Origin of the sequence: Tepidimonas fonticaldi, from assembly GCF_007556755.1 — a bacterium.
GTDB lineage: Bacteria > Pseudomonadota > Gammaproteobacteria > Burkholderiales > Burkholderiaceae_C > Tepidimonas > Tepidimonas fonticaldi.
The window spans coordinates 12,577-26,204 of sequence record NZ_VJOO01000022.1; the positions used below are offsets into that span (position 1 = coordinate 12,577).

General features: G+C 72.9%; 13 protein-coding genes. 11 read left to right on the forward strand and 2 right to left on the reverse strand.

Annotated features, from left to right (window positions below; translation table 11 throughout):
- The first annotated feature begins 12 nt into the window (after window positions 1-12).
- From Tfont_RS10680 to Tfont_RS10700, 5 genes are read left to right on the forward strand one after another with little or no spacing between them, the layout of a single operon-like run.
- Window positions 13-351 (forward strand): hydrogenase maturation nickel metallochaperone HypA/HybF, encoded by a 339-nt coding sequence (locus Tfont_RS10680; RefSeq protein WP_143969455.1) that lies wholly within the window; start codon window positions 13-15, stop codon window positions 349-351.
- Window positions 276-1,703 (forward strand): NADH-ubiquinone oxidoreductase-F iron-sulfur binding region domain-containing protein, encoded by a 1,428-nt coding sequence (locus Tfont_RS14575; RefSeq protein ID WP_260682364.1) that lies wholly within the window; start codon window positions 276-278, stop codon window positions 1,701-1,703. The genes Tfont_RS10680 and Tfont_RS14575 overlap by 76 nt, the downstream gene beginning before the upstream one ends.
- Window positions 1,700-2,260, forward strand: a complete 561-nt coding sequence (locus tag Tfont_RS10690; RefSeq protein WP_068608679.1) for an NADH-quinone oxidoreductase subunit B family protein — start codon at window positions 1,700-1,702, stop codon at window positions 2,258-2,260. Before Tfont_RS14575 ends, Tfont_RS10690 begins: the two co-directional genes overlap by 4 nt.
- Window positions 2,253-3,767 carry a Ni/Fe hydrogenase subunit alpha gene (locus tag Tfont_RS10695; RefSeq protein WP_143969425.1) on the forward strand — a complete coding sequence of 505 codons (1,515 nt, stop codon included), beginning with the start codon at window positions 2,253-2,255 and terminating at the stop codon, window positions 3,765-3,767. Before Tfont_RS10690 ends, Tfont_RS10695 begins: the two co-directional genes overlap by 8 nt.
- Window positions 3,764-4,264: a hydrogenase maturation protease gene (locus tag Tfont_RS10700; protein ID WP_143969427.1), complete on the forward strand. Its 501-nt coding sequence runs from the start codon at window positions 3,764-3,766 to the stop codon at window positions 4,262-4,264. Before Tfont_RS10695 ends, Tfont_RS10700 begins: the two co-directional genes overlap by 4 nt.
- On the opposite strand, the gene Tfont_RS10705 is transcribed toward Tfont_RS10700, so the two are convergent.
- Together Tfont_RS10705 and Tfont_RS10710 are read right to left on the reverse strand one after the other, a co-directional pair.
- Complete coding sequence (locus Tfont_RS10705) at window positions 4,219-6,249, reverse strand: sensor histidine kinase (RefSeq protein WP_143969428.1); 2,031 nt, start codon at window positions 6,247-6,249, stop codon at window positions 4,219-4,221. The genes Tfont_RS10700 and Tfont_RS10705 overlap by 46 nt on opposite strands.
- Window positions 6,246-7,649: a sigma-54-dependent transcriptional regulator gene (locus Tfont_RS10710; protein WP_143969430.1), complete on the reverse strand. Its 1,404-nt coding sequence runs from the start codon at window positions 7,647-7,649 to the stop codon at window positions 6,246-6,248. The genes Tfont_RS10705 and Tfont_RS10710 overlap by 4 nt, the downstream gene beginning before the upstream one ends.
- Before the next feature lie 370 nt (window positions 7,650-8,019).
- Here Tfont_RS10710 and Tfont_RS10715 point away from each other — a divergent pair, with 370 nt between their 5' ends.
- The 6 genes from Tfont_RS10715 to Tfont_RS10740 are packed head-to-tail and all read left to right on the forward strand — an operon-like array spanning window position 8,020 to window position 13,626.
- Window positions 8,020-8,235: a hypothetical protein gene (locus tag Tfont_RS10715; protein ID WP_068608688.1), complete on the forward strand. Its 216-nt coding sequence runs from the start codon at window positions 8,020-8,022 to the stop codon at window positions 8,233-8,235.
- Window positions 8,236-8,257: 22 nt separating this feature from the next.
- Window positions 8,258-11,227: a formate dehydrogenase subunit alpha gene (locus Tfont_RS10720; RefSeq protein ID WP_143969431.1), complete on the forward strand. Its 2,970-nt coding sequence runs from the start codon at window positions 8,258-8,260 to the stop codon at window positions 11,225-11,227.
- A gap of 10 nt (window positions 11,228-11,237) precedes the next feature.
- Entirely contained in the window at window positions 11,238-11,840 is a 603-nt protein-coding gene (gene fdh3B / locus Tfont_RS10725) for a formate dehydrogenase FDH3 subunit beta (protein ID WP_068608691.1), read from the forward strand.
- A 2-nt stretch (window positions 11,841-11,842) separates the two neighbouring features.
- Window positions 11,843-12,094 carry a hypothetical protein gene (locus Tfont_RS10730; RefSeq protein ID WP_068608693.1) on the forward strand — a complete coding sequence of 84 codons (252 nt, stop codon included), beginning with the start codon at window positions 11,843-11,845 and terminating at the stop codon, window positions 12,092-12,094.
- Window positions 12,095-12,110: 16 nt separating this feature from the next.
- Window positions 12,111-13,268: a formate dehydrogenase subunit gamma gene (locus Tfont_RS10735; protein WP_068608695.1), complete on the forward strand. Its 1,158-nt coding sequence runs from the start codon at window positions 12,111-12,113 to the stop codon at window positions 13,266-13,268.
- A gap of 22 nt (window positions 13,269-13,290) precedes the next feature.
- On the forward strand, window positions 13,291-13,626 hold the full coding sequence (locus Tfont_RS10740; protein ID WP_143969432.1) for a hypothetical protein: 336 nt from the start codon (window positions 13,291-13,293) through the stop codon (window positions 13,624-13,626).
- The last annotated feature ends 2 nt before the right edge of the window (window positions 13,627-13,628 follow it).

Below are 13,628 nucleotides of genomic sequence, written 5' to 3' on the forward strand. Positions count from 1 at the left end.
GCGGGCACGGCGATGCACGAGGCGAGCCTGGCCGGCAGCGTGCTGCGCATCGTCGAGCAGGCCGCCGCGCGCGAGGGCTTTGCGCGCGTGCTGCGGCTGCGGCTGGCGGTGGGGGCGCTGGCGGCGGTGGACGAGGGCGCGCTGCGCTTCGCGCTGGCGGCCATCGCGCCGGGCACCGTGCTGGACGGCGCGCAGGTGGACGTGGAGACCGTGCCGGGGCGCGGCCGCTGCGCCGCCTGCGGCGCGGAGGGGCCGCTGCCGGCGCTCGGTGCGGCGTGCGCGGCTTCGACTTCGACGTCGTCATCCACGTCGGCGCCGGGGCCTACGTCTGCGGCGAGGAGTCGGCGCTGATCGAGTCGCTGGAGGGCCGCCGCGGCGTGCCGCGCATCCGGCCACCGTTTCCGGTCGAGCGCGGCTACCTCGGCCGGCCGACGGTCGTCAACAACGTCGAGACCTTCGTCGCCGTGGCGCACATCCTGCGCCGCGGCGGCGCTTGGTGGGCGGCGATCGGCACGCTGCAGTCCACCGGCACCAAGCTGCACAGCGTCAGCGGCGACTGCGCGCGCCCCGGCGTGTACGAGTACCCGCTCGGCACGCCGCTTCAGCGCATCCTGGCCGACTGCGGCGCCGCCGACGCGCAGGCGGTGCAGGTCGGCGGCCCATCCGGCACCTGCGTGCCGGCGGCGCAGTTCGGCCGCGCCATCGCCTTCGAGGACCTGCCCAGCGCCGGCGCGCTGATGGTGTTCGACCGCTCGCGCGACCTGTTCGAGGTGGCGCGCCACTTCGCACGCTTCTTCGCGCACGAGAGCTGCGGCCTGTGCACGCCGTGCCGCGTCGGCACCGAGCTGGTGGTGCGCCGGCTCGACAAGCTGGCGCAGGCGCGAGGCGCCGGGCGCGGCTCGGCGTTCGATGTCGAGCGGCTGCGCGAGCTCGACGCGCTGCTGCACGGCGGCACGCACTGCGGGCTGGGCATGTCGGCCTGCAACCCGCTGCGCGACACGCTGGCGCACTTCGCCGGCGCCTACGCGCAGCGCGCCGTGGCGGCGGACTTTCAGCCCGACCTCGACCTGGACGCGCTGCTGGAGCCGACGCGGCGCGCCGGGCACGAGGTGCCGCACCTGTGCTGGGACGCGCGCGTTTCGCCCAGCGCCTCGTGCCGGCTGTGCACCGTGCTGGCCGACGGCCGGCCGGTGGCCGCCTGCGCAACGCCGGCGCAGCCGGGGCAGCGCGTGCAGTGCCACGTGCCGGTGCTGGCGCAGCAGCGGCTGCGGCTGCTGCAGTTGCTGTTCGTCGAGGGGCACCACTTCTGCCCGGGCTGTGAGAAGAGCGGCGCCTGCCGGCTGCAGGCCGCCGCCGCGCGCGCCGGCATGACCGAGCTGCACTTCGAGGCGCTCGACCCCGACCGCCGCGTCGACGCCAGCCACCCGGACGTCTGGTTCGAGCCGGGCCGCTGCATCCTGTGCCAGCTGTGCGTGCGCGCCAGCGACGAGCTGGACGGCAAGCGCGTGTTCGCCATCGGCGGGCGGGGGCTCGGCGCGCACCTGCTGATCGACAGCCCCAGCGGCCGGCTCGGCGACAGCGCGCTGTCGGTGCACGACGCCGCGGCGCACATCTGCCCGGTGGGCGCGCTGCTGCCCAAGCGCGTCGGCTTCGCGCAGCCGATCGGCCGCCGGCCCTTCGACGATGCGGAGACGCGCGGATGAGCCCGCCGCCGACCTCCACGCCCCCGACCGTCGGTGCCGCGCCGCGCAAGTGGCGCGTGGCCACGGTGTCGCTGGCCGGCTGCTTCGGCTGCCACATGTCGCTGCTGGACATCGACGAGCGGCTGTTCGAGCTGATCGAGCGCGTCGAGTTCGACCGCTCGCCGCTGACCGACCTCAAGACCCTGGCGCCCTGCGACCTCGGGCTGGTGGAGGGCGGCCTGTGCAACGCCGAGAACGTCGAGGTGCTGCGGCGCTTCCGCGCCCAGTGCCGCATCCTGGTGGCGGTGGGGGCGTGCGCGATCACCGGCGGGCTGCCGGCGCTGCGCAACCACCTGGACGTCGGCGAGGTGCTGCGCGCCACGTATGGCGAGCGCGTGCCGGACGACCCGGAGCTGCCGCTGCCGCTGGCGCGCGTGCTGCCGGTGCACGAGGTGGTGCGCATCGACCACGCGCTGCCCGGCTGCCCGCCGCCGGCGGATGCGTTCTGGCAGCTGCTGCAGGACCTGATGGCCGGCCGCGCGCCGGCGCTGCACGGGGGGCTGATCCGCTATGACTGACGGCGCCGCCACCACCCCCACGGGCCTGCGCCGCGTGGCGATCGACCCGCTGACGCGCGTGGAGGGCCACGGCAAGGTCACGCTGCTGCTGGACGAGCAGGGCCGCGTGCAGCAGGCGCGGCTGCACATCGTCGAGTTCCGCGGCTTCGAGCAGTTCATCGTCGGCCGGCCGTACTGGGAGGTGCCGGTGCTGGTGCAGCGGCTGTGCGGCATCTGCCCGGTGTCGCACCACCTGGCGGCGTCCAAGGCGCTGGACCGCGTCGTCGGCGGCTGGCCGGTGCCGCCGGCGGCCGACGCCATCCGCCGCCTGATGCACCACGGCCAGATCGTGCAGAGCCACGCGCTGCACTTCTTCCACCTGGCCTCGCCGGACCTGCTGTTCGGCTTCGACGCCGAGCCGGCGCGGCGCCACATCGCCGCGGTGGCACAGGCCTTCCCGGACACGGCGCGCCAGGGCGTGCTGCTGCGCCGCTTCGGGCAGGAGGTGATCCGCGTCACCGCCGGCAAGCGCGTGCACGGCACCGGCTCGGTGCCCGGCGGCGTCAACCGCACCGTGACGCGGCAGGAGCGCGACGCGCTGCGCGCCGAGCTGCCGCAGGTGCTGGACTGGGCCGAGGCGGCGGTCGATCTGGCGCAGCGGCTCACCACCGCGCTGCCGCCCGAGGAGGCGGCGCTGGCCGAGACGCCGGCGGCGCTGCTGTCGCTGGTGGGGCCGGACGGGGCGCTCGAGCTGTACGACGGCGTGCTGCGCGTGCGCGAGGCCGACGGCCGCCTGGCCGAGGACGGCTGGGAGGACCAGCGCTACCGCGAGCTGATCGACGAGGCCGTGCAGCCGTGGAGCTACATGAAGTTCCCGTACCGCCGCGCGCTCGGCCCGCAGCTCGGCTGGTACCGCGTCGGGCCGCTGGCGCGGCTGCAGAACTGCGACTTCATCCCGACCCCGCGCGCCGAGGCGCGCCGGCAGGCCTTCGTCGCCGCGCACGGCGGGCGGCCGGTGCACCGGGTGCTGGCCACGCACTGGGCGCGCATGATCGAGCTGCTGCACGGCGTGGAGATGGTGGCGCGGCTGCTGGACGACGACGCCATCCTCGGCGGGGGGCCGCTGCGGGCGCAGGGGCCGCGCCGGCGCCGCGGCGTCGGCGTCATCGAGGCGCCGCGCGGCACGCTGATCCACGACTACGAGGTCGGCGACGACGACCTGGTGGCGCGCTGCAACCTGATCGTCTCCACCACGCACAACAACACCGCGATGAACGAGGCGGTGCGCGCGGTGGCGCAGCGCTTCCTCGACGGCCGCGCGCTGACCGAGGGGCTGCTCAACCGCATCGAGGTCGCCATCCGCGCCTACGACCCCTGCCTGTCGTGCGCCACGCACGCGCTCGGGCAGATGCCGCTGGCGGTGACGCTGCGCGACGCGCGCGGCGCGCTGCTGGACCACCTGGTGCGCGCGGCCGACGGCAGGCTCGTGCGCGACGAGCCGGCGCACGCCGCCGACGAGCCGGCGTGAGCGCGCCGGCGCCGCTGCTGGTGCTGGGCTGGGGCAACCCCGGCCGCGGCGACGATGCGCTCGGGCCGCTGCTGGTCGAGCGGCTGCTGGCGCAGGCCGCCGACCTGGCGCAGCGCGGCGTGCTGGAGGGGCTGACCGACTTCCAGCTGCAGATCGAGCACGCGCTGGACGTGGCGGGCCGCGAGCACGTGCTGTTCGTCGACGCGGCGCGCGATCTGGCCGAGCCGTTCGCGGTGCGGCCGCTGGCGCCACGCGCCGCGCCGACGCCGTTCACGCACGCGCTGGCGCCCGAGGCGCTGCTGCACGTGGCCGAGCGGCTGCACGGCCGCGCCCCGCCGGCGACGCTGCTGGCGCTGCGCGCGCACCGCTTCGACTTCGGTGCGCAGCCGTCGGACGTGGCGGCGCAGGCGCTGCAGGCCGGGCTGGCGTGGGCGCTTGCCTGGCTGCGCGCTCAGGCCGCCTCGGGCGGCGGCTGCGGGTCGCGCGGCTCGGCGTAGAGCCGCACGCGAAACACCGCCCCCGGCCCGTCGGCGCGGTTGTCCGCCTCCAGCCGGCCGCCGTAGCGCTCCAGCAGCCCCTGGCTGACCCACAGCCCCAGCCCGTGCCCGTCCGGCTTGGTGGTGAAGAACGGCGTGAACAGCCGCGCGCGCACCTCCGGCGGCAGGCCCGGGCCGCGGTCGCGCACCTCCACCCACGCACCCACCGGCGCGCCGTCCTCGACCCAGTCGCCGCTGGCCAGCTCCACCTCGGCGCCGTCGGGGCTGGCCTGCACCGCGTTGACCAGCAGGTTGATGACGACCTGCTGCAGCTCCTGCCGGTTGCACGCCACCGGGGCGGTGGGGCGGTCGTCGCGGCGCAGCCGGATGCCGCGCTGCTGCAGCAGCCGCTCCACCAGCACGACGCAGTCGTCCAGCACCGCCGGCAGCGCCAGCGGCTCCACGTAGCCGGCGAACTCGGTCGGCCGCGCGTGCTGCAGCAGCCGCGTGACGATCAGCCGGATGCGCTCGACCTGCGCGTCGATCAGCGCCAGCTCCGCCTGCACCGGCGCCGCCGCCGGCCCCAGCGTCTCGCGCAGCAGGTCCAGGTTGCCCTGGATGACGGCGATCGGGTTGTTGATCTCGTGCGCCAGCCCGGCGCTGAGCTGCCCGATGGTGGCCAGCCGCTCGCTGCGGATCAGCTGCTGCTGCGCCTGGCGCAGCGCGGCGTGGCTGGCCTGCAGCTCGCGCGTGCGCTCGGCGACGCGGCGGTCCAGCGTCTCGGCCCAGGCGCGCAGGTGCGCGGTCTGCTCGGCCAGCAGGTCCAGCAGGCGGTCCATGTGCTGCGCCAGCGCGCCCAGCTCGTCGCGCGCCGCCACCGGACCGACGCGCGCCGTGGTGTCGCCGCGTTCGATGCGGCGCATCGTGGCGTCCATGCGCTCCACCGGCTCCACCAGCGCCCGCGCGCGCCGCAGCGTCCAGCGCGCCGCCGCCGCCATCACCAGCCCGAACAGCAGCGCCGTGCCGCCCAGCACCCCCCACTTGACCCAGCGCAGCGGCGCCTCCAGGAAGCCGACGTAGAGCATGCCGATGGGCCGGCCCAGGCTGTCGGTCAGCGGCTCGTAGGCGCTGACGTACCAGTCGCGGACGACGAAGGCGCGGTCCAGCCAGGTGCGGCCCTCGCCGAGCACGGCGTCGCGCACCGCCTGCGACACGCGCGTGCCGATGGCGCGCTCGTCGCCGAACAGGCGCACGTTGGTGCTGATGCGCACGTCGTCGAGGAACAGCGTGGCCGTGCCCTGGCTGCCGAACGGCAGCGATCCCTCCGGGTAGACGATGCGGTTGAGGTGGTCGATGAAGTCCAGGTTGCGGTTGAGCAGCAGGCCGCCGTGCAGCACCCAGCCGGGCAGCGGCGCGTCGTCCGGCAGCGGCGCGCTGGCCAGCATCAGCAGCGCGCGCTCCTCCACCGTGCGCGCGGTGGGGGCGGCGTTGCGCGTCGGCACCAGCGCGATGCCCAGCCGCGGCTGCAGGTGCGACGCGAGCGCGGCCACCTGCGCCGGCTCCCACACCACCAGGCGCGCCGCGCTGCCGCGCGCCTGCGCCGGCGGCGCCACGGGGTCGTGCGGCGGGCGCAGCACCAGCACGTCCAGCCCCAGGCGCTGGCGCTCCTGCTCCAGCCACGCCTGCAGCGGTTCGGCGTCGGGCGCGGCCGCCGCCGGCCGGCGCGGGGCCAGCCGTTGCAGCTGGCGGTGCAGCGCGTGCGACTCGGCCACCTCGCGCGTGCCGCCGCCCACCTCCTGCAGCACCTGCTCGAAGTAGCCGCGCGCCACCGCCAGGTCGGCGCGCACCTTGGTCTGCAGCAGCCGGTCGTAGGCCAGCGTCGTCCACGCCGCCAGCACCAGCAGCAAGCCCGCCAGCGCCAGCAGCAGCGGCGCCAGCGCCAGCGTCAGCAGCTGGGCCCGCACCGAGGCGTCCAGCCGCGCGCGCCAGCGTCGCCAGGCGTTCATCGGCCCCGGCCGTCCTGCGCCGCCCACTCGGCCGCGCGCCGCTCCAGCGTGCGCCGCGACACGCCCAGCAGCTGCGCCGCGCGCGTCTTGTCGCCGCCGACCGAATCCAGCACCGCCTGGATGTGGCGGCGCTGCAGCGTCTCCAGGTCCAGCGGCGCCTCGCCAGGGCTGGCGGCCAACGGCTCGCGCAGCGGCGGGTACAGGGCCGAGACGTTGACCTCGCCGAGGATCAGCGAGCGCTCGACCCAGTTGCGCAGCTCGCGCACGTTGCCGGGCCAGCGGTAGCGCTGCAGCAGCGCCATCGCCTCGGCGTCGATCGCGAGCGGGGCCACGCCCAGCGCCGGCGCCAGCGTCTGCACGAAGTGCTGCACCAGCGCCGGGATGTCCTCGAGCCGCTCGCGCAGCGGCGGCAGCGTCACGTCCACCACGCGCAGGCGGAAGTACAGGTCCTCCCGGAAGCGCCCGGCGGCCACCTCGTCGGCCAGCGGCCGGTTGGTGGCGGCGATCACGCGCACGTCCACCGGGACGGTCTGCTGGCTGCCCACGGGGCGGATCTGCCGCTCCTCCAGCACGCGCAGCAGGCTGGCCTGCACCGGCGGCGGCAGGTCGGCCACCTCGTCGAGGAACAGCGTTCCGCCCTGCGCGTAGACGAACAGCCCGTCGTGCCCGCCGTGGCCGCCGGCGGCGTGGCCGAACAGCTCGCGCGCCAGCTGCTCGGCCGACGGCGTGCCGCACTGCACGGCGACGAACGGCCCGCCGGCGCGCGGGCTGCGCGCGTGCAGCGCGCGCGCCACCAGCTCCTTGCCGGTGCCGGACTCGCCCTGGATCAGCACGGTGCTGGGCATCGGCGCGAGGCGCTCGATCGCCGCGCGCACCGCCTGCGTCGCGGCGGCCTCGCCGATCAGCGGCGTGCCCTCCGAGCGCGACGGCCGCACGTGGCGGCGCAGCACGAAGTTCTCGCGCCGCAGCCGCGCACGCTCGTGGCACTGGCGGATGGCGTTGAGGATCTGCGGCACGCGAAAGGGCTTGAGGATGAAGTCCGACGCGCCGGCGCGCAGCGCCTCGATGGCGGTGTCGAGCGAGGCGAACGCCGTGATCAGGATCACCTCGCCGCCGTAGCCCTGCTCGCGCAGCGCCTGCAGCCACTGCACGCCGCTCGTCCCCGGCAGCGCCACGTCCAGGATCACGAGGTCGAAGCGCTGCGCGCGCATCCAGCGCTCGCCTTCCTCGGCGCTGGCGGCGGCGGCGACGAAGCGGCAGCGCGGCGCCAGCGTCTTGATCAGGAAGTTGCGCATGCCCGGCTCGTCGTCGACGACAAGAATGGCCCCCTCGGGCCAACTGCCCTCCTGCCCAGCGGTGGACGGGGGGTCGGTGGGGAGGGGCTCGCGCAGGTCAGCCATGGCGCACCATTGTAAAAAAGCCCTAGCGTTTTGCTCGACTACTGTCGCGTATGGGACAGATCGGACGTGCGACAGGCTGCGCGGGTCCGCGACAAGTTGTCGCCCCGGTGGAGTCGATGCGTCGCGCGCTCCGGGGCGCCCGGGCATCGATCGAACCGTCTTGCCTTCGTGGTTGCGGTGCAGCAAACATCAGCGCATGGTGATGCGCCGATGGAATGCGGCTTGCTTCCAAAATCCCCTCGGCTTGGCTTGGAACGGTCCGCGCCGGCGTGGTCGGGATGGGGGCGGCGCAGCCCTCTGGTCAGATGCGCCGTGGCGCGTTAACGTAGCGGGCACGTACCCTGGATTCCCGACGCCGAGGAGCCCCCCGATGAAGCACGAGCCGACCCCCGTTCTGCCCGGTCGCCGCCGCTGGTTTGCGGCCGCTGGCGCCGTGGGCGCCGCCGCCGCTGCGGTCAGCGTTCTACCCGTCGCCCCCCGTTCCTCCGTCACCGAGGCGCCCACGCCGACCCCGGCCCCGCGCCGCGGCGGCGGCTATCACGCCAGCGCCCACGTACAGCGCTACTACGACACCACCCGCGTCTGACCGTCCCTTTAGGAGACCGGCCATGCTGCTCACCCGCACTTCGCATCGCCCCGCCGCTGGCTCCCGCGGCGAGGGCGCCTTCGTCGACCGCCTGCGCCACGGCTTGTCGCGCGCGCTGCCCACCGTAGACCGGCGCGCTTTCCTGCGCCGCTCCGGCCTGGGCCTGGGCGTGGGGCTCGCCGCCACCCAGCTGACGCTGGTGCAGCGTGCCAAGGCGGCCGACAAAGCCGCCACCGGCGCCGGCACCGGCAAGGTGGAGGTCAAACGCACCGTCTGCACGCACTGCTCGGTCGGCTGTGCCATCGACGCCGTGGTGGAAAACGGCGTCTGGGTGCGGCAGGAGCCGGTGTTCGACTCGCCGATCAACCTGGGCGCGCACTGCGCCAAGGGCGCCTCGGTCCGCGAGCACGGCCACGGCGAGTACCGCCTGCGCTACCCGATGAAGCTGGTCAACGGCAAGTACCAGCGCATCGGCTGGGATCAGGCGCTGGACGAGATCGCGGCACGCATGAAGCAGCTGCGCGACGAGAGCGGCCCGGATGCGCTGTACTTCGTCGGCTCGTCCAAGCACAGCAACGAGCAGGCCTACCTGCTGCGCAAGTTCGTCAGCTTCTGGGGCACGAACAACTGCGACCACCAGGCGCGCATCTGCCACTCGACCACGGTCGCGGGCGTGGCCAACACCTGGGGCTACGGCGCGATGACCAATTCGTACAACGACATGCAATACAGCAAGGTCGCGTTGTACATTGGCTCCAACGCCGCCGAGGCCCACCCGGTGTCGATGCTGCACATGCTGCACGCCAAGGAGCTGGGCTGCAAGATGATCGTGGTCGACCCGCGCTTCACGCGCACCGCGGCCAAGGCCGACGAGTACGTGCGCATCCGCTCCGGCACCGACATCCCGTTCCTGTTCGGCGTGCTCTACCACATCTTCAAGAACGGCTGGGAGGACAAGGCCTACATCCAGGCGCGCGTCTACGGTATGGACAAGGTGCGCGAGGAGGTGCTGGCCCAATGGACGCCCGACAAGGTCGAGGAGGCCTGCGGTGTCAAAGAGGAGCAGGTCTTCAAAGTGGCCAAGATGCTGCACGAAAACCGCCCCGGCACCATCGTGTGGTGCATGGGGCAGACGCAGCACAGCATCGGCAACGCGATGGTGCGCGCCTCGTGCATCCTGCAGCTGGCGCTGGGCAACATCGGCGTCTCCGGTGGCGGGGCCAACATCTTCCGTGGTCACGACAACGTGCAGGGCGCCACCGATGTCGGCCCCAACCCGGACTCGCTGCCGGGGTACTACGGCTTGGCCGCAGGCGCGTGGAAGCACTTCGCCACCGTGTGGGGCGTGGACTACGAGTGGATCAAGTCGCGCTACGCCGAGGGCATGATGGAAAAACCCGGCATCACGGTGTCGCGCTGGATCGACGGCGTGCTGGAGAAAAACGAACTCATCGACCAGGGGCCCAACCTGCGCGGGGTGTTTTTCTGGGGCCATGCGCCCAACTCCCAGACCCGTGGCCTGGAGATGAAAAAGGCCATGGACAAGCTGGACCTGCTGGTGGTGATCGACCCGTACCCGTCGGCCACCGCGGCGATGGCGGCGATGCCGGGCGATCCGGCCGACCTCAACCCCAACCGCGCGGTCTACCTGCTGCCGGCGACCACGCAGTTCGAGACCAGCGGATCGTGTACGGCGTCCAACCGCTCGATCCAGTGGCGCGAGAAGGTCATCGAGCCGCTGTGGGAGAGCCGCAGCGACCACATGATCATGTATCAGCTGGCGCAGCGGCTGGGCTTTGCCAACGAGCTGGTCAAGAACGTCAAGCTGCAGAAGGTCAACGGCATGGACGAGCCGGTGCCCGAGGACATCCTGCGCGAGATCAACCGCGGGGTGTGGACCATCGGCTACACCGGCCAGAGCCCGGAGCGGCTAAAGGCCCACATGCGCCACATGCAGGCCTTCGACGTCAAGACCCTGCGCTGCAAGGGCAAGGTCGTCGACAAGGAGACGGGCTACGACCTGAGCGGCGACTACTTTGGCCTGCCGTGGCCGTGTTTCGGCACGCCCGAGCTCAAGCACCCGGGCTCGCCCAATCTGTACGACACCTCCAAGCATGTGATGGACGGTGGCGGCAACTTCCGCGCCAACTTCGGCGTCGAGCGCGACGGCGTGAGCCTCCTGGCCGAGGACGGCTCGCACTCCAAGGGCGCCGACATCACCACCGGCTACCCGGAGCTGGACCACATCCTGCTCAAGAAACTCGGTTGGTGGGACGAGCTGACCGAAGAAGAGAAAAAGGCCGCCGAGGGCAAGAACTGGAAGACTGACCTGTCGGGCGGCATGATCCGCGTGTTCATGAAGAACCACGGCTGCCACCCGTTCGGCAACGCCAAAGCGCGCGCCGTGGTGTGGAACTTCCCCGACCCGATCCCGCAGCACCGCGAGCCGATCTACGGCAACCGCCCGGACCTGATCGCCAAGTACCCGACGCACGACGACCAGAAGACGCGCTGGCGTCTGCCGATCCTCTACAAGACGCTGCAGCAGAAGAACGTCGAGGACAAGCTGCACGAGAAATTCCCGCTGGTGATGACCTCGGGCCGCCTGGTCGAGTATGAGGGCGGCGGCGAGGAGACGCGCTCCAACCCGTGGCTCGCGGAGCTGCAGCAGGAGATGTTCGTCGAGATCCACCCGGCCGCCGCCGCGCAGCGCGGCATCCGCAACGGCGACCGCGTGTGGGTGACGACGCCGACCGGCGCGCGCATCAACGTGCAGGCGCTGGTGACGCCGCGGGTGGCCGAGGACCATGTGTTCCTGCCGTTCCACTTCTCGGGCCGCTGGCAGGGGCAGGACATGCTGGCGTACTACCCGCAAGGCGCCGCGCCCCTGGTGCGTGGCGAAGCGGCCAACACCGCCACCACCTACGGCTACGACATCGTGACCATGATGCAAGAGACCAAGACCACGATCTGCAACGTGGAACGCGCCTGAGGAGCAGACCATGGCCCGCATGAAATTCATCTGTGACGCCGAGCGCTGCATCGAGTGCAACGGCTGCGTGACCGCGTGCAAGAACGAGCACGAGGTGCCCTGGGGCGTCAACCGCCGCCGCGTCGTCACGCTCAACGACGGCGTGCCGGGCGAGAAGTCGATCTCGGTCGCCTGCATGCACTGCTCCGACGCGCCGTGCATGGCGGTCTGCCCGGTGCAGTGCTTCTACCGCACCGAGGAAGGCGTCGTCCTGCACGACAAGGACATCTGCATCGGCTGCGGCTACTGCAGCTACGCCTGCCCGTTCGGCGCGCCGCAGTTTCCGGGGCAGGGCACGTTTGGCGTGCGCGGCAAGATGGACAAATGCACCTTCTGCGCCGGCGGCCCCGAGGCCAACGGCAGCCAGGCCGAGTTCGAGAAGTACGGCCGCAACCGCCTGGCCGAAGGCAAACTGCCGGCCTGCGCCGAGATGTGTTCCACCAAGGCGCTGCTGGCCGGCGACGGCGACGTGATCGCCGACATCTTCCGCACCCGCGTGCTGCAGCGCGGCAAGGGCGCCGAGGTGTGGGGCTGGGGCACGGCTTACGGCACGCAATCCAAGGCGGGGGCTTGATCATGCGCACGCGTCCCATCACCCTCACCGCCGGTGCAGTCCTCGCCGCGGCCCTGCTGGCCGGCTGCGAGCGGCCGCAGACCGCCACCGGCATCAAATCCGACCAGCCGCCGTACCGTGGCAGCACGGCGCCCGCCTTTGCCGATTCGGGCTGGCAGGCGGGTGACCGCAACGCCTGGGCGCAGCACCTGCGTGCGCGCGCCCAGTACGGCCAGAACGAGTACAGCCGCCCGCCGGGCGGCGCCGCCCAGTGAAGCCGGAGGTGTGGCCATGAGCACGATCCCGATCCCGGCCGCGCGCGCGCTGGCGCGGCTGGCGGCGCTGGCCGCCTCGCTGACAGTGGCCGCTGCGGCGCTGGCGCAGCAGGCCCCGGCGGCCGCACCCGCTCCCGCAGGGGAACCGCGCACGCTGGTGGATGCGGCCAGCCAGCCCGGCTACGCGACGCAGAACAACGCCGAACGCGCCCAGGTGCAGCCCGGCAACAACGCGCCGATGTGGCGGCAGGTGGGGCAGGGCGTGGAGGGCGTGGTCAACTTCCCGTACCGCGAATACGGCGTGCTGATCCAGCCCACCGTGCAGTACCCCGGTTCGGCCGCCACCAACGCCGGCGAGGCGTGGCGCCAGGTGCGCAACCGCGTCATCCTGCCCTACGGCGGCTCGCTGGTGCTGATCGCACTGCTGGCGGTGGCGATCTTCTACTTCACCAAGGGGCCGCTGAAGCTGCACGCGCCCGAGACCGGGCGCAGGATCGAGCGCTTCACGCCGTTCGAGCGCGCGGCGCACTGGGCCAACGCGGCGGCCTTCGTGCTGCTGGCGGTGTCGGGGCTGGTGATGGCGCTGGGCCAGTACGTGCTGCGGCCGGTCGTCGGCGCCACGCTGTTCGGCTGGCTGACCTACGCGCTGAAGAACGTGCACAACTTCGTCGGGCCGCTGTTCGCGGTGTCGCTGGTCATCATCATCGCCACCTTCGTGCGCGACAACCTGCCGCGGCGCGAGGACTGGGCGTGGTTGACGCGCTTCGGCGGCCTGTTCGGCGACCGCGAGGTGCCGTCGCACCGCTTCAACGCTGGCGAGAAGATCGTGTTCTGGGGCGGCGTGTTCGTGCTCGGGCTGGTGGTGGTCGGCTCCGGCCTGGTGCTGGACAAGCTGGTGCCGGGGCTGGAGTATCTGCGTGCGCACATGCAGCTGGCGCACATGATCCACGCCAGCGCCGCGCTGCTGATGGTGGCGCTGTTCATCGGCCACATCTACATGGGCACGGTCGGCACCGAAGGCGCCTACCGGGCGATGAAGACCGGCTACGTCGACGAGACCTGGGCGCGCGAGCACCACCAGCTCTGGTACGAGGACATCCAGGCCGGCCGCATCCCGGCTGAGCGCAGTGCCCCGGCCGCGCAGCCCGTGGCTCCGGCGCGCGCCACCACCTGAGCATTGCAGGAGGGACCGAACCATGCGATCCATCACCCCGACGTGGCGGCTGGCGCTGTTGACGGCCGCGCTGCTGGGCAGCACCGCCGCTTGGGCCAAACTGCCCGCCCCGACCTTGACCGAAGAACAAAAGGCCGCCGCCGAGCTGGCCAAGGCCAAGGCCGCGCATCAGGCCAAGGTCGATGCGTTCAAGACCTGCAAGGCCGCCGAGCGTGCGGCCGAACATTACTTCAAGCAGCATCCGCAGGCGGCCAAGCCGGCGGGGGCGCCGGCGTGTGCCGACCCGGGCCGGTTTGCCGAACCCGGTGCGCCCGCCGCTCCGGCCGGCCCTGCCGCCGCGCCGGCCAAAAAGTCCTGATC